The sequence below is a fragment of the Curtobacterium sp. PsM8 genome (assembly GCF_030433875.1).
GTDB lineage: Bacteria > Actinomycetota > Actinomycetes > Actinomycetales > Microbacteriaceae > Curtobacterium.
Map to the genome: position 1 here is coordinate 58,886 of NZ_JARUXD010000006.1, position 23,497 is coordinate 82,382.

The 23,497-nt window shown below is 72.6% G+C and carries 23 protein-coding genes; 6 read left to right on the plus strand and 17 right to left on the minus strand.

Annotated features, from left to right (window positions below; genetic code table 11):
- Positions 1-41: 41 nt before the first annotated feature.
- From pheA to QCD68_RS02435, 4 genes are read right to left on the minus strand one after another with little or no spacing between them, the layout of a single operon-like run.
- Positions 42-1,001 (minus strand): prephenate dehydratase, encoded by a 960-nt coding sequence (gene pheA, locus QCD68_RS02415; RefSeq protein WP_111074543.1) that lies wholly within the window; start codon positions 999-1,001, stop codon positions 42-44.
- A 20-nt stretch (positions 1,002-1,021) separates the two neighbouring features.
- Positions 1,022-2,113: a GNAT family N-acetyltransferase gene (locus QCD68_RS17465; protein ID WP_367316821.1), complete on the minus strand. Its 1,092-nt coding sequence runs from the start codon at positions 2,111-2,113 to the stop codon at positions 1,022-1,024.
- 9 nt (positions 2,114-2,122) lie between these two features.
- Complete coding sequence (locus QCD68_RS02430) at positions 2,123-2,608, minus strand: hypothetical protein (RefSeq protein ID WP_253464309.1); 486 nt, start codon at positions 2,606-2,608, stop codon at positions 2,123-2,125.
- Positions 2,605-3,951 (minus strand): molybdopterin-dependent oxidoreductase, encoded by a 1,347-nt coding sequence (locus QCD68_RS02435; protein ID WP_301221882.1) that lies wholly within the window; start codon positions 3,949-3,951, stop codon positions 2,605-2,607. Before QCD68_RS02435 ends, QCD68_RS02430 begins: the two co-directional genes overlap by 4 nt.
- Positions 3,952-3,972: 21 nt before the next feature.
- Between QCD68_RS02435 and QCD68_RS02440 the strand changes: the two genes are divergently transcribed.
- The 3 genes from QCD68_RS02440 to QCD68_RS02450 are packed head-to-tail and all read left to right on the plus strand — an operon-like array spanning position 3,973 to position 6,834.
- Positions 3,973-5,451: a glycosyltransferase family 87 protein gene (locus QCD68_RS02440; protein ID WP_301221883.1), complete on the plus strand. Its 1,479-nt coding sequence runs from the start codon at positions 3,973-3,975 to the stop codon at positions 5,449-5,451.
- Positions 5,452-5,509: 58 nt separating this feature from the next.
- Positions 5,510-6,589 carry a GTP 3',8-cyclase MoaA gene (gene moaA / locus QCD68_RS02445; RefSeq protein ID WP_301221899.1) on the plus strand — a complete coding sequence of 360 codons (1,080 nt, stop codon included), beginning with the start codon at positions 5,510-5,512 and terminating at the stop codon, positions 6,587-6,589.
- A 5-nt stretch (positions 6,590-6,594) separates the two neighbouring features.
- Positions 6,595-6,834: a MoaD/ThiS family protein gene (locus tag QCD68_RS02450; RefSeq protein WP_301221884.1), complete on the plus strand. Its 240-nt coding sequence runs from the start codon at positions 6,595-6,597 to the stop codon at positions 6,832-6,834.
- A gap of 80 nt (positions 6,835-6,914) precedes the next feature.
- On the opposite strand, the gene QCD68_RS02455 is transcribed toward QCD68_RS02450, so the two are convergent.
- The 5 genes from QCD68_RS02455 to QCD68_RS02475 form a co-directional block, all read right to left on the minus strand.
- The gene (locus QCD68_RS02455) at positions 6,915-8,036 is read right to left on the minus strand and encodes an ABC transporter ATP-binding protein (RefSeq protein ID WP_301221885.1); all 1,122 of its coding nucleotides are present in this window, start codon (positions 8,034-8,036) and stop codon (positions 6,915-6,917) included.
- Positions 8,033-8,869 carry an ABC transporter permease gene (locus QCD68_RS02460; RefSeq protein WP_441005163.1) on the minus strand — a complete coding sequence of 279 codons (837 nt, stop codon included), beginning with the start codon at positions 8,867-8,869 and terminating at the stop codon, positions 8,033-8,035. The genes QCD68_RS02455 and QCD68_RS02460 overlap by 4 nt, the downstream gene beginning before the upstream one ends.
- A 5-nt stretch (positions 8,870-8,874) precedes the next feature.
- Positions 8,875-9,696 carry a molybdate ABC transporter substrate-binding protein gene (gene modA, locus QCD68_RS02465; protein ID WP_301221886.1) on the minus strand — a complete coding sequence of 274 codons (822 nt, stop codon included), beginning with the start codon at positions 9,694-9,696 and terminating at the stop codon, positions 8,875-8,877.
- A 73-nt stretch (positions 9,697-9,769) separates the two neighbouring features.
- Positions 9,770-10,825 (minus strand): ThiF family adenylyltransferase, encoded by a 1,056-nt coding sequence (locus tag QCD68_RS02470; RefSeq protein WP_301221887.1) that lies wholly within the window; start codon positions 10,823-10,825, stop codon positions 9,770-9,772.
- Positions 10,822-11,232, minus strand: a complete 411-nt coding sequence (locus QCD68_RS02475) for a TOBE domain-containing protein (protein WP_111074537.1) — start codon at positions 11,230-11,232, stop codon at positions 10,822-10,824. Before QCD68_RS02475 ends, QCD68_RS02470 begins: the two co-directional genes overlap by 4 nt.
- Positions 11,233-11,340: 108 nt before the next feature.
- On the opposite strand from QCD68_RS02475, the gene QCD68_RS02480 reads away from it, so the two are divergent.
- Entirely contained in the window at positions 11,341-12,993 is a 1,653-nt protein-coding gene (locus tag QCD68_RS02480) for a glycosyltransferase family 39 protein (RefSeq protein ID WP_301221888.1), read from the plus strand.
- Positions 12,994-13,059: 66 nt separating this feature from the next.
- Here QCD68_RS02480 and QCD68_RS02485 read toward each other — a convergent pair whose 3' ends face one another.
- The 5 genes from QCD68_RS02485 to QCD68_RS02505 all read right to left on the minus strand — a co-directional run bounded on the left by QCD68_RS02485 (position 13,060) and on the right by QCD68_RS02505 (position 18,545).
- Positions 13,060-13,992 (minus strand): 4-(cytidine 5'-diphospho)-2-C-methyl-D-erythritol kinase, encoded by a 933-nt coding sequence (locus QCD68_RS02485; protein ID WP_301221889.1) that lies wholly within the window; start codon positions 13,990-13,992, stop codon positions 13,060-13,062.
- Positions 13,993-14,001: 9 nt separating this feature from the next.
- Positions 14,002-15,330, minus strand: coding sequence for an O-acetylhomoserine aminocarboxypropyltransferase/cysteine synthase family protein (locus QCD68_RS02490; RefSeq protein ID WP_301221890.1), 1,329 nt, complete (start codon positions 15,328-15,330; stop codon positions 14,002-14,004).
- Positions 15,330-16,400, minus strand: coding sequence for an LLM class flavin-dependent oxidoreductase (locus QCD68_RS02495; protein WP_301221891.1), 1,071 nt, complete (start codon positions 16,398-16,400; stop codon positions 15,330-15,332). Before QCD68_RS02495 ends, QCD68_RS02490 begins: the two co-directional genes overlap by 1 nt.
- Positions 16,401-16,528: 128 nt before the next feature.
- Positions 16,529-17,527, minus strand: coding sequence for an ATP-grasp domain-containing protein (locus QCD68_RS02500; RefSeq protein ID WP_301221892.1), 999 nt, complete (start codon positions 17,525-17,527; stop codon positions 16,529-16,531).
- A 160-nt stretch (positions 17,528-17,687) separates the two neighbouring features.
- Positions 17,688-18,545, minus strand: a complete 858-nt coding sequence (locus QCD68_RS02505) for a helix-turn-helix transcriptional regulator (protein WP_301221893.1) — start codon at positions 18,543-18,545, stop codon at positions 17,688-17,690.
- Positions 18,546-18,646: 101 nt separating this feature from the next.
- Between QCD68_RS02505 and QCD68_RS02510 the strand changes: the two genes are divergently transcribed.
- The gene (locus tag QCD68_RS02510) at positions 18,647-19,387 is read left to right on the plus strand and encodes an SDR family oxidoreductase (protein WP_301221894.1); all 741 of its coding nucleotides are present in this window, start codon (positions 18,647-18,649) and stop codon (positions 19,385-19,387) included.
- 60 nt (positions 19,388-19,447) lie between these two features.
- Entirely contained in the window at positions 19,448-19,945 is a 498-nt protein-coding gene (locus QCD68_RS02515; protein ID WP_301221895.1) for a hypothetical protein, read from the plus strand.
- Positions 19,946-19,969: 24 nt separating this feature from the next.
- Here QCD68_RS02515 and rsmA read toward each other — a convergent pair whose 3' ends face one another.
- Genes rsmA through metG form a run of 3 tightly spaced genes read right to left on the minus strand, consistent with a single transcriptional unit; the run spans position 19,970 to position 23,330 of the window.
- Entirely contained in the window at positions 19,970-20,830 is an 861-nt protein-coding gene (gene rsmA / locus QCD68_RS02520) for a 16S rRNA (adenine(1518)-N(6)/adenine(1519)-N(6))-dimethyltransferase RsmA (protein WP_301221896.1), read from the minus strand.
- Between the two features lie 2 nt (positions 20,831-20,832).
- On the minus strand, positions 20,833-21,756 hold the full coding sequence (locus QCD68_RS02525; protein ID WP_301221897.1) for a TatD family hydrolase: 924 nt from the start codon (positions 21,754-21,756) through the stop codon (positions 20,833-20,835).
- Positions 21,753-23,330 (minus strand): methionine--tRNA ligase, encoded by a 1,578-nt coding sequence (metG, locus tag QCD68_RS02530; protein WP_253464344.1) that lies wholly within the window; start codon positions 23,328-23,330, stop codon positions 21,753-21,755. The genes QCD68_RS02525 and metG overlap by 4 nt, the downstream gene beginning before the upstream one ends.
- Between the last annotated feature and the right edge of the window lie 167 nt (positions 23,331-23,497).

A 23,497-nucleotide genomic window follows, 5' to 3' on the forward strand; every position in this document is an offset into this window, starting at 1 on the left:
GACGGCGCGCCGTTCCGTTGCGGCAGTCCGGGCCGGGAGGCTCAGCTCGCGTCCGGCTCGCCGCTCACGATCGCGCGCAGCCAGTCACGCGCCTCGACGAACGCCTGGTCGGAGTAACGCGGCGACACCTCGGATCGCACACCGTCCGCCCGGGGGTACGACCCGAGGAACGTGACACGCGGGCTGAAGCGCCGGAGTCCGAGCAGGGCGTCGGCCACCCGTTCGTCCCGCACGTGGCCGTCGAGGTCGATGACGAACCGGTACCGCCCGAGTTCGTCACCGATCGGCCGCGACGACAGCAGGCCCATGTTGATGCCGCGGGTGGCGAACTGCTCGAGCATGTCGACCAGGGCGCCGGGGTGTTCGTTCGGCAGTTCGACGACGACGCTGGTCTTGTCCGCCCCCGTGCGCTCCGGCAGCGCGAGCGTCTTCGAGACGAGTACGAACCGGGTCACGGCGCTGGCGTTCTCGCCGATGGAGTCCGCGAGCACCGCCAGGTCGTAGTGGTCGGTGATGCCGGGCGGGGCGACGGCTGCGTCCGCGACCGAGTGCTCCGCGAGCAGTTCGGCGGCCGCGGCGACGTTCGACGAGGCCGGGATGTGCCCGTGCCCGGGGACGTTCGCCTCGAGCCACCGGTGCGTCTGCGCGTAGGCGACGGGGTGGGCGTTGACGGTGCGGACGTCGGCGAGCGCGGTGCCGGGTCGGGCGACGAGGACGAAGTCGACGGGGACCAGGTACTCCCCCACGATCCGCACGCCGGGGATCCGGGCCAGGGCGTCCTGCGTGGCGCTGACCCCGCCGTCGACGCTGTTCTCGATCGCGATGACCGCGCCGACCGAGCGTCCGGTGACGACGTCGTCGAGTGCTTCGCCGACGTTGTTGACGCTCCGCCAGGGCTTGCCGACGGCGGCCTCGACGAGCTTGAGGGCCGCCTCTGTGAAGGTGCCGGCCGGTCCGAGGTAGCTGTAGGTCTCGGCGGGCTGGTCGGCGGCATGGCTCATACCGGGGAGCCTAGCGGCGGTCAGTACAGCAGCTGCAGGGTGTCGGAGTCGCCGTTGCGCCCGACCGTGCGGAAGCCGACGCGTTCGTAGAGGATCCGGGCACCGGTGTTGCCGTCCTCGACGCTCAGGCTGATCCCCGGCCAGCCCGCGCTCCGGCCGGCGGCGACGAGCCGGGCGAGCAGGGCCGAGCCGACACCACGGCCGCGCGCTCGGGCGTCGACGGCGAGGGTGAGCTCAGGGACGTCCTCGGCGACGAAGCCGTAGCCCGGGTCGCTGGCGGGCAGGTGCACGGCCCAGGCGACGCCGAGCGGTCCGTCGGGGTCGGAGGCCACGACGCCCACGTCGGCGGGGCGACGGTCGGTCGGGTCGTCCGCGCTCCGGTCCGGGTCGTCCGTGGTCCGGTCCGGGTCGAAGGCGACGAAGTAGTGCGCGAACTCGGGCCGGTCGAGGTCGGCGTCGGTGAACCGCTCACCCGACCAGTTCATCGCGTCGAGGCTCGCCCGGCGCAGCAGGGGCAGGTCCTCCCGGGTGGCCGGCCGGTAGGTCACGCCGTCGACCACGTCCGGGAAGGCGTCGTCGGCGGTGCCGGTCAGCCGGGCCTCGCACACCGTCGGCTCGTCGTCGGGGATGTTCGCCACCGCGGCGAAGCGGCCCTCAGGGTCGACGCGGCTGAGGAGCACGCGGGAGATCCCGTCGAGTTCCGCGACCTGCTCGTCCGAGAGCGCGTCGATGACCAGGCGTCGGGCGGTCCGGACGTGCCCGGGTGCTGCGGCGACGATGTGGTCGAAGCCGGCGTCGGTGAGCCGGACGTCGGTGGCCCGGCGGTCCTCGGTCGAGGGGCACCGGGCGACGAGCCCCCGCTTCTCGAGCCGGGACACCACGTGCGACAGCCGGGGCAGTGACGCGTTCGTGGCCGAGGCCAGGACCGACATCCGGAGCGTGTGGAGCTCGGTCTCGGACAGCATCGCGATGACCATGTAGTCGAACATCGTCAGGTCGGCGTCGCGCTGCAGCTGGTGGTCGAGCGCTGCCGGCAGGAGTTCCATGACGGCGACGAACCCCATCCACGCCCGGAGCTGCTCGCGGGAGAGCCAGGGGGTGTCGTCGGTCATGCCCTCATCCTAGGGAGAGGTTGTCCCTGCAACCACAGGTTGGTCCGACCGACGCCGAGCCGTGACCGCGCCCACCACCAGGGCGATCACCACGACGGCGACGAGTACCCCCTCGACCACGAGCAACCGCGTCGTGTAGTCGAACGGCAACACGGTGTCGTTCTTCGTGCCGTGCGCCTTCGCCGCGATCTCCGGCAGCACCACCAGGGCCAGGACGCTGCCGAGGACGACGGCCGCCTGCACCACGACGAGCACCCACGTGCGGAGGGAGCGACCGGCCCGCCGGAGCCCCATGCCGACGGCCAGGACGAACGGGGACAGGATCGCGTCGTGCAGCACGACGGCGCCGAGGAGCCAGGTCGCCAGCCCACCGATCCGGTTCGGCCGGACGGTGGTCACGAGGACCCAGGCGCCGAACGCCAGGACCAGCACGCCCAGGACGACCAGCACGATGCGGGCCGTGCGGACCCGGTTGTCGACGACGACGGCGCTCATGCGATGACCTCGATCCGTTCGATCCACTTCGTCTGCAGCACACCCGGACGGCCGGGCGCGATGATCCGGGCGGGGAACCCGTGTTCCAGGTCGAGCTTCTCGCCGTTGAGCTCGAGGGCGATCAGGGTGGTCGGGTCGGCGGTGTACTCCGGCCCCATCTCCATGATCCGGTAGCCGCCGTGCCGCTCCAGGCTCGTCACCCGGACGTGCACGTCCGGGTCGACCTGCACCGCGGCGAGGAGGTCGCGCATCCGGACCCCCTTCCACGTCGCCATCTGGCTCCAGCCCTCGACGCACGCGATCGGCAGGCGCGCCTCGGTCTGGCCGAGGGCGATCAGCTCGGCACGGGAGAACGTCCGGCTGACCGAGGGGCCGGCGACCGTGAGTGCCCAGTCGGCGGCGGTCGCGGTGGCGAGGACGCCAGCGGCGCGGGCGGTGCGGTTCACCGGCAGTCCGTTCTGGCCGAGGTGCCGCTTGCGGGGACCGAAGACGTTGAACGGTTCACCGAGGACCGAGGACTGTCCGACCGTCAGGGCGACGACGCCCGCGGTGGCCGCGGTGACGCCGGCGATGAACCCGCGGCGGGCGACGCGCTGGCGGCGGCCGTCGGCGGACGCTGCAGTCCGTGTCACCGGGGCGGTGTCGGTCGCCGATGCAACCGGTCCGGGGGCCGGGGTGCCGTCGATCCAGCGGTGGAGGCGTCCGACGATCCCGCCGGAGGGTGAGGCGGAGCCGGGACGGGCCTCCTGTCCGGCCGGGTCGTTCGGATCCGGCAACTCGCTGCCCACCGTCGGGTCGGCGACGAAGCGGCCCTGTGCGTCGAAGGAGTCGCGCTTCCGCCAGTACCGCGCGATGATCTGCAGCTTCGTGCCGATGTGGATGAGCAGCGACCCGATCAGCACGTACGCCAGCGCGTTGTGCACCTGCTTGAACGGGAACGGCCACGGGTACCACTGGTAGGTGTTGAGCAGACCGGTGACGACCTGCACGAGGGCGGAGGCCACGAACACCGCGATCGACGCACGCTCGAGCAGGTGCAGGACGCTCCGGACCGGCGGGGTCTGCACCAGCGCCGGCATCACGACGTTGAGCTTCGCGAGCAGCAGCGGGATGATCGCGATGCCCGCCGTGATGTGCAGGCCCTGCGTGAACTGGTACAGCTGCACGGGCCGGGTCGGGAAGCGCATCCAGCCGAGGGGCTCCTGCAGCAGGTGGCTGTAGACGCCGGTCAGGAAGCAGACCAGGAACGCGATGCCGAGCAGGCGGCCGGTGACCACGGCGCTGCGGGCGGTGCGGTTCGGCGAGGCCAGGGCGTCGCGGGTGTGGCGCATCAGGCGCTGCACCCCCGCTACTGTCGTCGGACCATGAGCGAACGACTGCGTCCGACCCGTCTCGACCGACGAGCGCTCGCCTCGAGCGTGCTCGTCCCGACCGCGCTCGCCGTCGTGGGCGTGCTGGTGCTCGGCATCGTCATCGCGGTGGGTGTCACGCATCTGGGGTTCCTCCGGGAGGGTCATCGCTCTCCATTCGTTGCGTGGACCCTCATCGCTTGGACGGTCTTCGCAGGCGCCGTGCTGGCGCTCAGGTTCGTGCCCCCGCACCTGGTGACGCGGATCGTCCTCGGTGGTGCCGTCGTCGTCGGGATCGCGGCCCTGATCGGACCGCCGAACACCAGCACCGACTCCGCACGCTACGCCTGGGACGGCATCGTGCAGCACGCGGGCATCTCGCCGTACCTGCACACCCCTCAGTCGGACGTGCTGCAGCACCTCCGTCCGGACTGGTTGTTCCCCGACAAGGTCAACGGCACGTGTGACGACATCAAGCCCCGGTTCCGCGGTCTGGGCGACGGTCGGCTCGGTCACTGCACGGCGATCAACCGTCCCGACGTCCCGACGATCTACCCGCCGATGGCCGAGCTGTGGTTCGCGCTGGTGCGGGCGTTCGTCCCCGCCACCGCGCAGTACCTGCCGTTCCAGTTCGCCGGGCTCGTCGTCTCGCTCGGCGTCACCGTCGGCCTGCTCGTCGTCCTCCGCCGCCTCGGCCGCCCGACCTGGTGGGCCGCACTCTGGGCCTGGTCGCCGCTCGTCGCCGCCGAGGCCGTCACGAACTCGCACGTCGACGTGGTCGGCGCGGCCCTGGCCACCGCGGGCGCCGTGCTCGTCGCGTTCGGTCGGCCGATCTGGGGCGGCATCGCGCTCGGCGCCGCGACCGCGACGAAGCTCATCCCGGCGATCGTGTACCCGGCGCTGCTCGGGCGGTGGCGCAGCTGGTGGGCGATCCCGGTCGGCATCGCCACGTTCGGGCTGCTCTACGTGCCCTACGTGCTGACGACCGGCCCGAAGGTCCTCGGCTACCTGCCCGGGTACCTGTCGGAAGAGGGGTACGAGGACGGCTCGCGGTTCGCCCTGGTCGCGAAGATCGTGCCCGGGGACGCCGCGACGATCGTGGTGGGGCTCGTCGTGCTCGTCGCCGCGGTGCTGGCCTGGCGGCTGTCCGACCCCGCGAACCCCTGGTCCGGCCAGGTGTTCATGATCGGCGTGACCTTCCTCGCCGTGACCCCGCGCTACCCCTGGTACGCACTGCTGCTCATCCCGTTCGTGGTGCTGTCCGGGCGGTGGGAGTGGCTGTCCCTGACGCTGGCGATCGCCCTGCGTGGGGTGTGGCCCTCGGTCGTCGCCTACCGGTGGTGGCTGCTCGCGGCGATCGCCGTCGTGCTCGTCGTCACCCTCGTCCGCACCCGCCGCGAGGACTGGCTGCGCTGGCGTGACCGGCTGCTCGGCCGAGACGCGGTGCGCCACGACACGGTCCACCCGGATCGCAGCGACGGCACCGTATCCTGAGGCGATGCCGGCCCAGATGCTGCCCTCGACGGGCCAGCTCCTCCCCTCGTCGGACCTGATGCGTCGGGTCCACCCCGAGGCGCCGGCGCCCGGCCCCCTGGACCGCACCGACCTGCCGCCGCGCCCCGCCGGCGACCCCGGCCTGGTGGACCGCTTCGGCCGGTACGCCGTGGACCTGCGGGTGTCACTGACCGAACGTTGCAACCTCCGCTGCACGTACTGCATGCCGGCCGAGGGGCTGCCCTTCGCGCCCGACGCCGCGCTGATGTCGGCGGACGAGATCGCCCGGCTGGTGGGCCTCGGCGCGGAGCATCTCGGCATCCGCAAGGTCCGCTTCACCGGCGGCGAACCCCTGCTCCGCAAGGACCTGGTCGACGTGATCGCCCGGAGCGCGGCCGCCCACCCGGACCTGGAACTCTCGCTCACCACGAACGCCATCGGGCTCGCCGGACGCGCCGCCGCCCTCCGCGCCGCCGGACTGCACCGGCTCAACGTCTCGCTCGACACCGTCGACCCGGACGTCTTCGCCGAGGTCACCCGTCGGCCGTTCCTCGACCGGGTCCTCGAGGGCATCGCGGCCGCCGCCGCCGCCGGACTCGGGGTGAAGGTCAACGCGGTCCTGATGCGCGGGGTCAACGACCACCTGGCCTCCGAGCTGCTGGCCTGGTGCCTCGAGCGCGGCCACGAACTGCGCTTCATCGAGCAGATGCCGCTGGACCCGGGCCACGCCTGGGACGCGTCGACGATGATCACCGCCGTGCAGATCCGCGAGATCCTCAGCGTCGACTACGAACTCACTCCCGACGAGGCCCCGCGGAACGGTGCCCCGGCCGAGCGCTACCGCGTGCGGTCCCGGGCGACCGGACAGGACCTGGGCACGGTCGGCATCATCGCGAGCATCACCGAGTCGTTCTGCGCCGACTGCACCCGCACCCGCCTGACCGCCGACGGCCACGTCCGCAGCTGCCTGTTCTCGGACGACGAGGTCGACCTGCTCGGACCGCTGCGCGCCGGTGCCGCCGACGACGTGGTCCTCGACCGCTGGCGTCGGGCGATGTGGGCGAAGCCGCGCGACCACGGCGACGACGGCGACGGCTTCGTGCACCCCACCCGGGGCATGAGCGCGATCGGAGGGTGACGGACATGACCACGCTGCGCTTCTTCGCCGCCGCCCGTGCCGCGGTCGGGCTCGACGAGACGACCGTCACGGCGGACTCCCTCGACGACGCCCTCCGGCAGGTCGAGGCCACCGACGCCGACCGCTGGACCGCACTGCAGGAGCGCTGCTCCTACCTGGTCGACGGCGTGACCACCCGCGACCGCTCGACGTCGCTCGTCGGGGTCGACGTCGTGGACGTCATGCCGCCCTTCGCCGGCGGCTGAGACGGCCGGTTCCGGCAGCTGAGCCGGCCGGTGCCTTCAGCTGAGACCGGGCCGCGGCCGGCACCACGACGGCAGGGTCGTCAGCGCTCCCACACCGTGAGCTCGGCGGGCGGGACCCGCACCCGCACGGGCGTCCCCGGCGTCAGCCCGAGCGCCGCCACCGCGGCGAGCGTCAGGTCCGCCGTGAGCTCCCCGGCCCGCACCCGGACCAGTCCGTCGCGGGGCTCCAGCTCGATGACGGTCCGGAGCAGCCCGCCCCGGTCGTCCTGGTCCGCGCGGCTGACGACGGCGGCGGTCGGGTGGTGCGCGGCCGAGACGGCACGGCCGGGAGGCACGCCGTGCGGCCCCGACACCAGCCTGCCCCCGTCGTCGGGCTGGTCGGCGGCACCGGGAGCGGCGCGGTCCAGCACGAGGCCCTCCGCCGTCGCCGTGCCGTGCAGGACCACGAGGCCCGAGAACGTCGCCGCGAAGGCGCCGCGCGGTCGGGCGAGGACGTCGGCGGGACGCCCCTCCTCCACCACGCGGCCGTCCTCGAGCACGACGACACGGTCGGCGAGGGCCATCACCTCGACAGGGTCGTGCGTCACGAGCAGGCTCGGGCGGCCGGCGACGGCGGTGCGGAGGGCTGCGCGGACCTCCTGCCGCGCGCCGACGTCGAGCGCCGAGGTCGGTTCGTCGAGCAGGACCACCGACGGGTCCGCCGCCAGGGCCCGGGCGATCGCGACGCGCTGGGCCTGACCACCCGAGAGGGTCCCGGGGGCGCGGTCTGCCAGCTCGGCCACCCCGACGGCGGCCAGGGCCTGACGGGCGGTGTGGCGGGCCTCCCGGCTGGAGCGTCCGGCAGCCCGCGGACCGAAGGCGACGTTCGCCAGCACGCTCCGGTGCGGGAACAGGTCGGGGCGCTGGGCGACCAGGCCGACGCGGCGGCGGTGTGCCGGGACGCTGCGGCCCGGGCCGGCGAGCAGCCGACCGGCGGAGCGGACCTCGCCGTCGTCGAGGGCGAGCAGGCCGGCGACGGCGTCGACGACGGTGGACTTGCCGGCACCGTTCGGGCCGATCAGGGCGACGCACTCGGTCGGTCCGACCGTCAGGGCGACATCGACGCAGCGGTCGTGACGGACGACGTGGGCGACCAGTCCGGCTGGGTCGGCTGGGTCGGCGAGGCCGGCCGGGTCGACCAGGCCGGCCGGGTCGGCGGTCACAGCGCGGCTCCGCGGGTCCGGACCGAGGCCAGCCCGATCACCAGGACCGCGACGACGACGAGCACCAGCGCGAGTGCGACCGCGATGTCCGGGTCGATCTCGCGCTGCAGGTACACCTCGAGCGGGAGGGTCCGGGTGACGCCCTGCAGACTGCCCGCGAAGGTGAGGGTCGCACCGAACTCGCCGAGTGCCCGGGCGAAGCAGAGGACCAGGCCGGCCGTGATGCCGGGCAGCACCCGGGGCGTGGTGACCGTCAGGAACGTGCGGGTCGGACCGGCGCCGAGCGTGGCGGCGACCCGCTCGTACCGGTCACCCTCGACGCGGAGCGCCCCCTCGATCGAGGACACCAGGAACGGCATCGCGACGAACGTCTGCGCGATCACGACCGCCGCCGTGGTGAACGCGATCCGCAACCCGTGCTCGTCGAGGAACGCGCCGACGACCCCGAGCCGACCGAACGCGGCGAGCAGCGCCAGTCCACCGACCACGGGCGGCAGGACCAGCGGCAGCAGCACCACGGCCCGCGCCACCCCGGTCCAGCGTGAGCGCGACCGGGCGAACAGGACCGCCAGCGGGTAGCCGAGGACGAACGCGATGCCGGTCGCCGCGGTCGCCGTGCCGAGGCTCAGCCCGAGTGCGGTCAGCGACGCGGGTGAGGTCACCAGCGCGACGAAGGACACCCACTGGACCCGGCCGACCATCGCGAGCACGGGGACGACGACGAACAGGCCGCCGAGCACCGCGGGGACCGGCAGCCACCACGGGACCGGGCCGCGGACCGCCGGGCGGCTGCGGCGGCCGTCCGGGTGGCCGCTGGGCTTCGCGTCCGGCACGGGGCTCAGGGCTTCCCGAAGCCCGCGTCGCCCAGGGTCCGCTGGCCGGCGGACGACAGGACGTACGACGTGAAGGCCCGCGCGAGCGCGGGGTTCGCCGCGTCACGCAGGACGCTGATCGGGTAGGTGTTCACCGCGTCGGCCGCGGCGGCGAACGGCACCCCGTCGACGTCCGCACCAGCACCCTGCACGTCGGTGCGGTAGACCATGCCGGCATCGGCCTGGCCGGAGCGCACCTTGCCGAGGACGTCGGTGACGGACTGCTCCTCGCTGACCGGGTGCAGGTCGACGCCGCTCGAGCGTTCCACCGCGGCCGTCGCAGCGCCGCACGGCACCGGGGCGGCACAGGTCACGAGCTGCACGCCGGAGTCGTCCAGGTCCGCCAGGTCCCGGATGTGGTGCGGGTTGCCCGGGGCCACGGCGATCTCGAGCGTGTTCGTCGCGAAGTCCTGCGGTGAACCGCTGGCGAGGCTCTGCTTGCCGAGCTTCGCCGTCGTGGCCTGGTCGGCCGAGGCGATGACGTCGGCGGGGGCGCCGTTCTGGATCTGGGAGACCAGGTCGCTCGAGCCGGCGAACGAGAACGTGACGGTGGTGCCCGGGTGCGCCTGCTCGAAGTCGTGTCCGAGCGTCGTGAAGGTCTTCTGCAGCGATGCGGCGGCGAACACCGTGATCGAGCCCGTGGGTACAGCGTTCGACGATGTGCCCGACGATGGGCCCGGGGTCGTGCTGGCACCCCCGGCTGCTGGCGTGCTCGCGCAGCCACCGAGCGCCAGGGCCAGCAGCACGCCGGTCGTCAGGGCGGTCGTCAACTGCGTGCGCTGTCGCATCCGGGGACCTTCTCACTCACCTGTGCGCTCCGCAGGTGCGGACCGGTGCCGCGATCCTACCCGCAGCAGCGGATCAGTTCGGTGAGAGCGGCAGCCCCTCGCGACGCCAGGCGTCGACACCGCCGTCGAGGACGGTCACGGGCCTCCCGACGGTCCGCGCCCATGCGTCGGCCCGCGGCCCGCGCGCGCAGGTGACGACGACGTCCCCGTCCGGCAGGGCGGCGTCGCCGTGCACCGAGCCGGCGATGACGCCGGTGGCCCACTCCTCGGCGGTGCGGACGTCGACGAGGGTCAGGGTGTCGGCCGGATCGGCCAGGCGGGCGGCGAGCGCCGCGGGCGAGATGCGTGGGGCGGCCGAGGCCGCTCCGGCCGCTCCGGCAACTCCGGCCTGGAGGCCCGTGGGACGTCGCGACGCCGGCCCACGTCGGATCGGGCTCTCGGTCCACCGCCAGCGCCGGGCGTCGACCGTCAGCAGTCGGCCGAGCAACGGTTCGCCGAGGCCGGCGACGAGGGCCGTCACCTGCGCGGCCATCACCGACCCGACCGCCCCGCAGAGCGCCGGCAGCACACCGTCGATCGCGCACGAGCCTTCGTCGGGCAGGACCTCGGGGTGCAGGTCGTGGAAGTCGACGCCGTCGTCCCCGGCGTCACGGAAGACCGAGACCTGGCCGTCGTAGGACAGCACGGTGCCCCAGACGAACGGGATCCCGAGCGGTGCACAGGCGTCCGAGATCGCCCGCGTGACGTCCACCGCGTCGGCGGCGTCGACCACGACGTCGTGCCCGGCGACGTGCTCGGGCCGGAAGCGACCGACGACCGCGACCACGTCGAGCTCGGGGTCGACCGCGCGGGCCCGGGCTGCAGCGACCTCGGCCTTCGCGACGCCGACGTCCGCGGTGGTGAAGAGCGTCTGCCGGGACAGGTTCGAGCCGTCCACCACGTCGTCGTCCACGATCGTCAGGCGTCCGAGCCCACTGCCCGCCAGGTAGGAGACCACCGGCGCACCGAGCCCACCGGCACCGACGACCAGGACCCGCGCCCGACCGAGTCGTTCCAGGACGTCCGGGCCGGAGCCGGCGAGCGCCGCCGTCCGCGAGCCGAGTCGGCGGCGTGCGGTGCTGACGGTCATGCGTCCTCCTCAGGACCCGGTGTCTCGACCGTGACCATCGTGGCCTTGACCGAGGCGACGGCGACCGACCCGATCTCGAGTCCGAGGTCGCGGACGGCTTCGGAACTCATCAGCGAGACGACCCGGTGCGGGCCGCACTGCAGCTCGACCTGGGCCATCACGGTGTCGACGACGAGCCCGGTGACGATGCCGACGAAGCGGTTCCGTGCCGAGCTCCGGACGCCCGAGGGGTCGGCGAGCTGGTCGCCCCGCGACCGGGCGTACTCCGCGAGCTCCCGACCGTCAACGACCGCCCGTCCGACGGCGTCCGTCGCGCGGCTGAAGGTGCCGCCCTCGACCAGGCGGCGCACGGTGTCGTCGCTGACCCCGAGGTACGTCGCGGCGTCACGGATCCGGAGCTGCGTCATGACGATGACCCTAACTGTGGAACGCCGACCATCGGCTTGTGGACACTCACCGGCTCGGGGGGCAGTATGTGCGGTTCCCGTCCAGCGGCGCTCGGTACCGTCTCCGACGTGAGTTCTCCCCGTACCGGCAGCATCGGCGTCCCGCACGCGGTCCGCCACGTGCCGGTCCGTGCCGGCCTCCGCGGCGCGGTCTCGGCCGCCGCCACCACCGCTGTCCGCACCCCGGAGCTCACCATCGGTGCACTCGGCGTCGTCATCGCGGCGGCCTTCTCGTGGGTCCCGTCAGTCTGGTACGACGAGGCCGCGACCGTCACCAGCGCGCAGCGTTCCTGGCCCCAGCTGTGGGCCGAGCTGCACACCGTCGACGCGGTGCACGGTCTCTACTACGCACTCATCCACACCTGGTTCTGGCTGGTCGGCTACACGCCGTTCACGCTGCGACTGCCGAGCGCGCTGGCCATCGGCGTCGCCGCCGCACTCGTGGTCGCCCTCGGTCGTCGGATCGGCGGCAAGCGCCTCGGGATCACCGCGGGCATCGTGTTCCTGCTCCTGCCCCGGGTGCAGTGGGCGGGCACCGAGGGCCGCCCCTACGCCACCATCACGACCCTCTCCGTCTGCCTGACGCTCGTCGGACTGACCGCCCTCCGTCGCAGCCGACGGGGCCGGGCGACGGGCTGGTGGGTGGCGTACGGCGTGCTCGCCGTCGTCGCGGTCGCGTTCAACGTGTACCTCTCGCTCGCGGTCGTCGCACACGCCGTGGCCCTCGCCTGGACGCTGCTCGCCGAACGGCACGCCCTCCGCCGGGCCACCGTCTCGCGCACCGGCCGCATGCCCGGCGCCCCGCTCGTCACCCGTCGCGTCCTGGTCCGGTGGGTCGAAGCAGCAGCGACCGCCGCGGTCGTCGTCGCGCCGTTCGTCCTCCTGGTGTCGTCCCAGGCGAAGCAGATCGGCTGGATCAAGGGCATCGGCACCGGCACGTTCCGGCAGGTCTTCTCGACGGCGTGGTTCGGCGCCTCCGCCCCGTACGCCGCGATGGCGTGGACGCTCATGGCGATCGGCGTCGCCACCGCCCTGGTGCACGCGCGTCGTCAGGCTCCGTCCGCCAGGGCCGTCGTCCGGGCGCAGGCCGTCCGTGTGGCGCTCCCGCTCGTCGTCGTCCCGACCACGATCCTCCTGCTCGCGACCGCACTGGGCGAGCGTCTCTACTCCCCGAAGTACGCGTCACTGAGCCTGCCGTTCGTCGCGGTCCTCATCGCCCTGGCCCTGACGTTGATCCGGCCGAGGGCGCTGCTCGCGGTCGCCGTCGCCGCGCTCGTCGTCCTGTCGGTCCCCACTGCCGTCGTCGTGAAGGGGCCGGAGGCCAAGTCCGACTCGACCTGGGCCCAGGCCGCGTCGATCATCAGCACCGAGCGCGCCGCTCGCCCGAGCGCGAACGAGGGCGTCGTCTTCGGCAGTGTCTACCGTCACCCGACGACGACGGCGGAGATCATCAAGGTCTCGTACCCGGAGGCGTTCGCCGGACTCACCGACCTGGCCGTCGGCGCGAACGGTGCCGACCAGGGCGTGCTGTGGAACCGGAACGCGGACCTCGCCTCGACGGTCCCCGCCCGTCTCGGCGACATCGACACCGTCTGGTACGTCGGCGGCACGTCGCGCACGATCCGGCCCGGACTGAAGGCCGTGCTCGCGGAGCGCGGGTTCCGTCCGGTGCACAACTGGCAGACCGGCAAGGTCATCATGACGGAGTTCGTCCGCTCCTGACGGTCACCCCGACCGAACGACGTCCGGTCCGGTCCGGTCGACGGCCGGTCCGGTCGCCGTCCGCCGTCAGTGCAGGACGCGGGCGCCGTGCACGGGACCGTGGGCCCGCAGTGCCACGAAGCCGGACGCACTGAGCGCGACCTGCACCTCGAGCGCGGCGTCGCGGTCCGGCACGAGGAACGCCACCGTTGGCCCGCTGCCGGACACCAGTCCGGCGAGGGCACCGGAGCGCTCCCCCAGCTCCAGCGTCTCCGCCAGTGCCGGCTGCAGACGCATCGCGGGAGCCTGCAGGTCGTTGTGCAGGTTCTCGGCCAGGAGCTCGGCGTCGCCGGCACGGAGGGCCTGCAGCACCTGCGCCTCGACGACGGGGGTGCGCGGTGCGGGCGAGATGTCGGCCCGGTAGCGCTCCCGGTGCTCGTCGAGGGCGCGGTACACCGCCGGGGTCGAGAGACCGGTCTCGCTGAGCGCGAGGACCCAGTGGAACTCGCCCTTCGCCAGCGCCGGGCTGAGTTCGTCACCACGACCGGTGCCGACGGCTGTGCCCCCGGCGAAGGCGAACGGCACGTCGGCGCCGAGTTCGGCCGCCAGGCGCAGCAGTTCGTCCCGCCCGAGGCCGGTGCCCCACAGGGTGTCGACGGCCAGGAGGGTCGCGGCGGCGTCCGCCGAGCCTCCGCCCATGCCGCCGGCGACCGGCACCTGCTTGTCGATCGTCAGGTGCACGCCGCCGCGGTGGCCCGCGGTCCGGGCGACCAGACGGGCGGCGCGGATCGCCAGGTTCGTGTCGTCCGTCGGCACCGACGAGGTGTCGATCGGACCGGTGAACCGCACCGAGAAGTCGTCGGCGCGCTCGGCGGTGACGTCCTCGTACAGGGACACGGCCTGGTAGGCGGTGGCGATGTCGTGGTACCCGTCGTCCTGCAGCGCACCGACGGACAGGTGGACGTTGATCTTGCCCGGTGCGCGCGTCCGCACCCGATCCGGAGCGGGCGTCGACGTCATGCGACCAACCTATCCCCGTCCGGGTCGGGCTCCGGTCGCGTCGGCCGCCGCGGCGAACCCGCGCCGCAGGTCCGCGATGACGTCGTCGATGTGTTCCAGGCCGATCGACAGACGGATCAGCCCCTCGCCGACACCGGCGGCCGCGCGCTCGGACGGGGCCATCTGCACGTGGGTGGTCGACGCCGGGTGCACCACCAGGGACCGGACGTCACCGATGTTCGAGACGTGGTCGAAGAGCTCCAGCGCGGCGACGAACCGGCGGCCGGCCGCGACCCCACCGGCGAGGTCGAACGCCAGGACGCTCGACGGTCCCTTCGGCACGTAGCGCTGCTGCAGGTGGTGCCACGGCGAGCTCGGCAGGCCGGCGTAGTGCACGTGCTCGACCTGCTCGTGCCCGTCCAGCCAGGACGCCACCGTCGCCGCGTTCGACACGTGCCGGTCCATCCGGAGCGACAGGGTCTGGATGCCCTGCAGCACCAGGAAGGCGTTGAACGGGGCGATCGCCGGACCGAGGTCCGCCGACAGCTTCGACCGGGTGCGCTGGATGAAGGCGCGGCGCCCGAACTTCTCGGCGAAGTTCGTACCCGAGAACCCCGAGTGCTCGGTCGTCGTCAGCTGCGGGTACTTCTCCGGGTACGCGGCCCAGTCGAACGAGCCGGCGTCGACGATGAGCCCGGCGATCGCACTGCCGTGTCCGGCGAGGTACTTCGTCGCCGAGTGCACGACGATGTCCGCGCCGTGCTCGATCGGACGGACCAGGTACGGCGTCGCGATGGTGTTGTCGACGATCAGCGGGACCCCGGCGTCGTGAGCGACCCCGGCCACCCCGGCGAAGTCCAGGACGTCGCCGCGCGGGTTCGGGATCGACTCCCCGAAGAACGCCCGGGTCTCGGGGCGCACGGCGGCGGCCCACTCGTCCAGGTCGGTCGGGTCCTGCACGAAGGTGAACGCGATCCCCAGGTCCTTCAGGGTCGACGCGAAGAGCGTGTAGGTCGCGCCGTACAGCGACGCGCTCGAGACGACGTGGTCCCCGGCTCGGGCGAGGCCCAGCACCGCCAACGACGTCGCCGCCTGCCCGGACGCCAGCGCCAGGGCCGCGATCCCGCCCTCGAGGTCGGCGATCCGACGCTCGAGCGCCGCCGCCGAGGGGTTGTTCACGCGGGAGTACGTGTGCCCCGGTGCGTTGAGCAGGAACCGGTCGGCCGCGTCCTCGCCGGACGGGTACACGAACGCGGCGGTCTGCGCGATCGGCGGCACGTTCCCGCCGAAGCCCGGGTCGGCCTTGAAGCCGGCCCGGATCTGCCGGGTCTCGAAGGCCCAGTCGTCGTCGGCGGCCATCAGGACACCGCCTCGGCTTCGGCCTCGGCCTCGGCGTCGGCCGGCACCGACGCGCGGACGAGCGGGATGACCTGTTCGCCGAAGCGCTCCATCTCCTCGAGCTGCGGTGAGAACTGGAGCAGCAGCGTGTCGACCCCGGCGTCCTCGTACTCGCGGATCCGCGCGGCGACCTGCTCCGGCGTGCCGACGAACTGCGGACGGAGGCCCCGGTTCGACACCGAGTAGTCCTCGAGCGAGGGGACGTACTCGAGCTGCGACTTCGAGATGAAGTCCTGGTACGACTCGTACGCCTTGCCGTGCTGCACGTCGGTGATGCGGGCCAGCTCGGCCTGCGCTTCCTCCTCGGTCTCGCGGACGATCGCGTAGGCCGCCATCCCGAACGCCTCGAACGGCGGCAGCCCGGCGTCCTCGCGACGCTGACGCATCTCGGCGATCTTCGTCCGGAGTTCCTCGACGGTGCCGCCGTGGGTCAGGTAGGCGTCGGCGTAGTGCGTGATGCTCGCCTTGCCGGCCTCGCTCTCCCCGCCGGCGTAGATGCGCGGGGTGACGCGCGGCTTCGGCTCGAGGTGGGCGTTCTCGACGTCGTAGTACTCGCCGTGGAAGCTGTACGGGGTGTCCCGCCACAGGCCCTTCAGGATCTCGACGAACTCGGCGGTGCGCTTGTAGCGGTCGTCGTGCTCGGAGAAGATGCCGCCGTACTGCCGTGCTTCTTCCGCCCACCAGGCGCTCACCACGTTGAAGGTGAACCGGCCGCCGGAGATGTCGTCGATCGTCGCCGCCTGCTTCGCGGTCACGGCCGGCAGGTGGTACCCGGGACGCATCGCCGCCATGATCTCGAGGCGCTCGGTGGTCGCCGCGATCGCCGCCGCCAGGGCCCACGCCTCGAGACTCGGCGCCGCGACGCCCTTGATGTCGTTGAGGTTCAGCTCCGGCACGAGCGTCAGGTCGAACCCGATCCGCTCGGCGCGCTGCGCCAGGAGCTTCACGTAGTCGAACGTGACCGGCATCTGCTCGTCGTCGACGTTGCGCAGCCAGCCGCCGAAGAGCGGGGTCCAGTATCCGAATCGCACGGGGAGGTTCCTTGGGTGGTGAGGAGGGACGGACGGGAGGCTCGCCCCGGGTGGTGGGGCGGGCCTCCCGTCCGGTGGATGGTCGGGACGGTGCGGCCGGGGCCGGGTGGGCGGCTGGCCTCGTCAGGTCAGGCGTGTGCCGCGGCGGCCGCGTACTCCGCGTCGAGCAGGCCGCCGAGGAAGCGGGCGATCGAGCGCGGCCCCGAGGCGGGCGCGACCGCCTCGACGGCGGGGTTGTAGTTCGTGTTCGTGTTGATGTCGTACACGACGGTGCGCCCGTCGGTGGTCTCCATGAACTCGACGCCGGCGATCTGGATGCGCTGGTCGGCGAGGAAGCCGCGCAGCTGCTGGACCAGCGGGTGGTCCGCGGTGACCTCGGTGCGGACGGAGAACGTCTCGGTGGCACCGCCGTCGGTACCCGGGACGTCGCACACCGCACCCGCGATGGTCTGCGGGACCTCGCACGCGTCCGCCGGGCAGAGCTCGAAGCTGCCGGCGCTCGTGTCGACGCGCACCGCGTAGACGAACTCGCCACCGACGAACTCGGCCCGGGTGATGAACGGCTCGCGCGCCGTCAGGTACTCCTGCAGCAGCGTGATGCCGTCGACCGGCGCCTCGAACTCGGGGCTGTCGACGTACGCGTCGAACTCGGCCAGCGAGTCGAAGCGGCGGACGCCGAGGCCCTTGCCGCCCTGGTTGTGCTTCGTGATGAACGGGACGTCCTGGCCCCCGGTGAAGGTGGCCGCCGACTGCTTGAGCGTCGTCGTGCCGAACACCGCGGTCGTCCTGGGCACGTCGAAGCCCGCGGCGCGGAGCAGACCGTGCTGCGCGACCTTCGACACCTCGAGCTCGAGGACGTGGCTGCCGCCGACGACCTGCCGGCCGGCACGCTCGAGCCAGCCGAGCAGCGCCCGGGTGTACTCCTTGCTGTACTCGTGCCCGCGGGTGTGGCTGCTGGCCGACATGCGGCTCCAGTAGACGCCCGGCTCCGGCTCGGCAGCCAGGTCGACCTGCCCCTCGGTCAGGAGGATCTCCTGCACCGGGACGCCCTCGGCCTCGAAGGCGGCGGCGAGCGGCGGGAACCACTCGGGGTTCTCGTGGATGACGTACACGCGCGGAGTGCTCACCGCACCACCCTAGGCACGGTGTCGTCGCACCTGCCAGGTGTGTGACGTGGTGTTGCAGGCGCACCACACTGCTGCCCCCACGACACAACGCCCCGCACTCGGCGGGGCGTTGGCTGGGTGCGGGAGGCCCGGAGGCGTCCTGCACCGCCAGGATACCAGTTCAGTGGGGCGCACCCGAAGCGTCGAAGGACTGCTGGCCGACGACTCCGAGCAGTTCGAGCTTCTGCGCGTCCTCGCTGCCCGCGGGAGCGGTGAACAGCAGGAGCGCCTGCGCCTGGTCGTCCGTGTGCAGGACCTGGCAGTCGACGGTGATCCGGCCGAGCTCGGGTTGCACGATGGTCTTGTTGTCCGACCAGCGACTCGCGACCTCGTGCAGGGCCCAGAGCTCGGCGAACTCGGGGCTCCGCCGTTCGAGTTCCGCGATGAGTTCGGTCGCCCGTCGGTCCCCGGGCCCGGCCAGGCCGACCGCGGCCCGGAGCGACGCCACGACGACTCGGCCCAGGTGTTCGTGCTGCTCGGCCGCGTACTTCGCCCGTTCGGTGCCGCTCACGAACCACCGCCACGCCTGGTACCGCTCGTTGCCGGCCAGACCCACGGACGTGCCGAGGAGCGCCGCCGCCATCGGGTTCTCGACGAGGGTCTCCCCCAGGTGGTTCACGACGATCGCCGGTGTGTCCGCCAGCCGGTCCAGCACGCGGAGGATCGCTGGGTCGACGTGGTCGGCGCGGTGCATCCGGACGGGTGCGTTCTGCCCGGTCAGGTGGAACAGGTGGTCCCGTTCGTCGAGCGAGCACCGGAGGGCACGGGCGATCGCGGCGACCATCTGCTCCGACGGCTGCGGGCCGCGCTGCTGTTCGAGCCGCGTGTAGTAGTCGACGGACATGCCGGCGAGGGCCGCCACCTCTTCACGACGGAGGCCCGGGGTGCGCCGCCGAGCGCCGGCCCCGATCCCGACGTCCTCCGGGCGGAGCAGCTCCCGTCGGCGGCGGAGGAAGTCGGCGAGGGCTGCACGGTCCATGCCCCCAGTCTGCTGCGTCGATCACGCCGGAGCCAGGGAGCGCCGGTCCCCCGATGACCGCGCTCTGGTTGCCCCGACCCGCACGGCGCATCGTGGTGGTCATGGACATCACGAACAGCACCGTCTTCATCCCCGGCGCGACCTCGGGCATCGGCCTGGCCCTCGCGCTCCGCCTGCAGCAGGCCGGCAGCACCGTCGTCGTCGGCGGCCGTCGCCAGGCCCTCCTCGACTCGATCGCCGCCGAGCACGGCCTGGACACCGTGCAGGTCGACGTCGCCGACGCGGAGTCGATCCAGCAGGCGGCCGAGACCGTCCTCGCCGCCCACCCCGCACTCGACACCCTGGTGACGATGTCGGGCATCATGCGGAACGAGGACCTCCGCGACCCGGCGCACATCTCGGACGCCGTCGAGATCGTCGAGACGAACCTGGTCGGCACGATCCGGCTGATCGACGCGTTCCTGCCGCACCTGCTCAGCCGCCCGAATGCGACGGTCATGACGGTGTCGTCGGGTCTGGCGTTCGTGCCGCTGACCGCCACGCCGACCTACAGCGCCACCAAGGCCGGCGTGCACGCGTACACGCAGGCGCTCCGGCAGCAGCTCGTCGGCTCGTCGGTCGAGGTCCTCGAGCTCGCGCCGCCGGCCGTCGCCACCGACCTGATGGGTGGGCAGGACTTCGGCGGGATGCCGCTCGACGCGTTCATCGACGAGGTCGTCGGCCTGGTCGAGTCCGGTGCGACTCCGGAGATCCTGGTGCAGAACGTCCAGCCGCTGCGCTGGGCCGAGCGCGACGGGAACCACCAGCAGATCCTCGAGATGATGGCTGCGCGCGAGCACTGACCCACTCCGCCGTCCTGACATGTAGAACATCGTGCTGCTCCGGCATGTCAGGATGGGTGGATGCGACCAGCACCGTACGAGGAAGCCCTGCCGTCCGGACGCCTGATGCCTGTGGTCGGCATCGCCGTGATCGCCATCGCGGTCGCCGCGGTCGCACTCCCGCTCGTCCTGCCGCCGTCACCCGGTCACGGCCTCGGTCCCGGAGACGTCGCGGTCCTCCTCGGGACACTCGTCGTGACGGTCGTCCTCGGCATCGGCGTCGTCCGGATGCGACAGACGATCCGCGTCGACGAGGTGCTGGAGGTCCGCGTCACCCCGTTCTGGTACCGACGCCGCATCCCGCTCGACCGGATCGCGTCGGTGACGCCGATGGAGATGAACGGCCTGAACTCGGGCGGCTGGGGCATCCGCCTGATCCCGAGCGGGACCGCGATCCTGCTGGACAACGGGCTGGGCGTGCACGTCACCGTCCGCGGCAAGCGTGCACTGCGGTTCCGCTGCGGCGATCCGGACGCGCTCGTCGCCGCCCTGGAGGCACGGGGCGCGTCCGTCGGCTGAGTCGCGTCCGTCGGGCGGCGTCGGTCAGTCGTTCGTGCCGGCCGCCGCGAGGACGGTGCGGCCGAGACGCACGAAGTCGTCGACGCCGAGCTCCTCGCCGCGGGCGGTCGGCGCGATGCCGGCGGCTTCGAGGACCTCCGACGCGTGCGCGCTGCCGCCCAGGACACCGGAGAGCGCCTGGCGGAGCATCTTCCGACGCTGCTGGAACGCCGCGTCGACCAGGGTGAACACCCGCGATCGCAGCTGTTCGTCACCCGGGGGCTCGTGCCGGTCGAAGCCGACCAGGACACTGTCGACGTTCGGCACCGGCCAGAACACCTGCCGGCTGACCTGTCCGGCGATCCGCCACGACCCGTACCAGGCGGCCTTGACGCTCGGGGAGCCGTAGACCTTGCTGCCCGGGTCGGCGGCCAGGCGGTAGCCGACCTCGGCCTGCACCATGACGAGCGACCGGACCAGGGACGGGAAGGTCGCGAGCAGGTGCAGGAGCACCGGCACGGACACGTTGTAGGGCAGGTTCGCCACGAGGTGCGTCGGCGCGACGGGCAGGTCCTCTGCCGAGACCTGCATGGCGTCCTGGTGGACGACGGTCAGGCGGGCGTCGGGCTGCATCGCGGAGACGGTCGTCGGCAGGTGCGCGGCGAGCCGGGCGTCGATCTCGACAGCCGTCACGGCAGCGCCGGTCTCGGTCAGGCCGAGGGTCAGCGACCCGAGCCCGGGCCCGACCTCGAGCACCGCCGACTCGGGCGTGACGCCGGCGATCGACACGATGCGTCGGACGGTGTTGGCGTCGTGCACGAAGTTCTGGCCGAGCTTCTTGGTGGGCGTGACGTCGAGCGTCGCCGCGAGTTCCCGGATCTCCGCCGGGCCGAGGAGCGCACCCACGGCTACTGCACCACCGTGACGGGTTCGGCGTCCCACATGCCGTAGACCAGTTCGGTGTTCGAGGTGATCTGCGCCGCGAGCATCGACACGTCGGTCCCCAGCGTCTCGGCCATCGACCGCAGCGTGTGCGGGATCAGGTACGGCGCGTTCGGCCGACCGCGGAACGGCGTCGGGGTGAGGAACGGTGCGTCCGTCTCAACCATGATCAGGTGGCGCGGTGCGACGTGCAGGGCGTCGCGCAGGTTCTGCGCGTTCTTGAACGTCACGGTGCCGGCGAACGACATGTACCAACCGCGCTCGGCACACAGGCGCGCGAGCTCCGGACCGCCGGAGAAGCAGTGGAAGACCGTGCGCTCCGGGGCCCCGACACGCTCGAGGACCTCGACCACGGCGTCGTGGGCGTCCCGGTCGTGGATCGTCAGCGCCAGGTCGTGGTCCTTCGCGATGCGGATGTGCTCCTCGAAGGAGCGGATCTGCGCCGCCCGGCCGTCGTCACCCGTGCGGAAGAAGTCGAGCCCGGTCTCTCCGATCGCCCGGACCCGGTGCAGGGCCGCGAGCTCGGCGATGCCGGCCAGGTGTTCGTCGAGCAGGCCCTGTTCGTCGAGGACGGGGGCTTCGTTCGGGTGCAGGGCGACCGCGGCGAGTACCCGGGGTTCCCGTGCCGCGATCGACGCCGACCACTGCGAGGTGGCGAGGTCTGTGCCGACCTGCACGACTCCGCGGACACCGACGCTCGAGGCACGGTCGAGGTGCTCCCGGTAGTCGAGCGGACCGTCGCCGCCGTCGCCGACACCGTCGGCGATCTCCATGTGCGTGTGGTTGTCGTACACCGGCACGGTGAGGGCCTGCGGCAACGGCGGGTACGTCAGGTCCCGCTTCTGCCCGCCGCCGTCGCCGCCGCGAGCGCGGACGTGCGCGTCGGTCACGCGGCGCCCTGCTCCGGCTGCTCGATGCGCGGGAACAGCCCGGCCGCGAGGGGCGTCACCGTCTCCGAGCCCTGCCACTCCCAGGCGCGGTCGATGCGCTGCTCGGCGATGGTCCCGCCGGCACCGATCGAGGCCCAGAGCTTCTCGGTCGCCTTCGGCATCACCGGGGACACGAGCACGGCCACCGTGCCGAGGCCCCGGAGTGCGGTGACGAGCACGGTCGCCAGTCGCTCGCGCTGGGCGTCGTCCTTCGCCAGGGCCCAGGGCTCCTGCTCGGTGATGTAGCCGTTCAGGGCGTCGACGAGTTCCCAGACCGTGGTGATCGCGTCGTGCGGGGCGAACGCGGCGATCGACGCGTCGGCCCGCTCGGTGACGGCCTGCGCGAGGGCGTCGACCGCGGCGTCGGACTCGGTCAGCTCGCCGCGCTCCGGGACGGCACCGTCGAAGTACCGGTTGAGCATCGCGACGATGCGGGAGGCCAGGTTGCCGAAGCCGTTCGCCAGCTCGGCCTGGTAGCGCGCTGAGATGTCTTCCCAGCTGAAGTTGCCGTCCTGCCCGAAGGTGATCGCGCGGAGGAAGTAGTAGCGGAAGGCGTCGGAGCCGAACGTGTCGGTGATCTCGCTGGGGGCGATGCCGGTCAGCTTCGACTTGGACATCTTCTCGCCGCCGACGAGCAGCCAGCCGTGGCCGAACACGCGCTCCGGCACCGGGAGCCCCGCGGCCATGAGCATCGCGGGCCAGATCACGGCGTGGAAGCGGGCGATGTCCTTGCCCACGATGTGCACGCTGGGCCAGAGGCGCTGGAAGGCCTCGTCGTCGTCGGTGCCGTAGCCGAGCGCGGTGATGTAGTTCAGCAGCGCGTCGAACCAGACGTAGAGGACGTGGTCGGAGTCCCACGGGATCTGGATGCCCCAGTCGAAGCTCGACCGCGAGATCGACAGGTCACGCAGGCCCTGCTTGACGAAGGAGACGATCTCGTTGCGGACGCTCTCCGGCTGGATGAACTGCGGGTTCGACTCGTACAGGTCGAGCAGGCGCTGCTCGAAGTCGGACATCCGGAAGAAGTAGTTGCGCTCGGCCAGGACCTCGACCGGGATGGAGTGGATCGCACAGACCTGCTGGCCCTCGTACGGACCGGTGCCGGGGACCAGGTCGCTCGGCTGCTTGTACTCCTCGCAGCCCACGCAGTAGAAGCCCTCGAACTCGCCGGCGTAGATGTAGCCGTCGTCGTAGAGCTTCTGGAGGAACGCGGTCACGCCACGCTCGTGACGCTCGTCGGTCGTGCGGATGAAGTCGTCGTTCGCGACGTCGACGGTGTCGAGCAGCGGCTTCCACGCGTCGGTGACCAGACGGTCCGCCCACTCCTTCGGGGTCACGTCGTTCGCCGAGGCGGTGCGCAGGATCTTCTGCCCGTGCTCGTCGGTGCCCGTGAGCAGCCAGGTGTCGTCGCCGCGCTGGCGGTGCCAGCGCGCGAGGACGTCCGCGGCGACCTCCGTGTACGCATGCCCGATGTGGGGCACGTCGTTGACGTAGAAGATCGGCGTGGTGATCGAGAACGAGCTGCCGTCGGCCATGCGGACCATCCTAGAGGCGAGCCCGAGCCCCGTGACGCGCGGTCACCCGGCCTGTGGACAACCGGACGGGGGGGCCCGGGGGGGGGCCCCCCCCGCCGCCCGGCCCGCCCGGGGCGGGGGGGGGGGGCCGGGGGGGCGCCGCCCCGCCGGGGGGGGGCGCCGGGGGC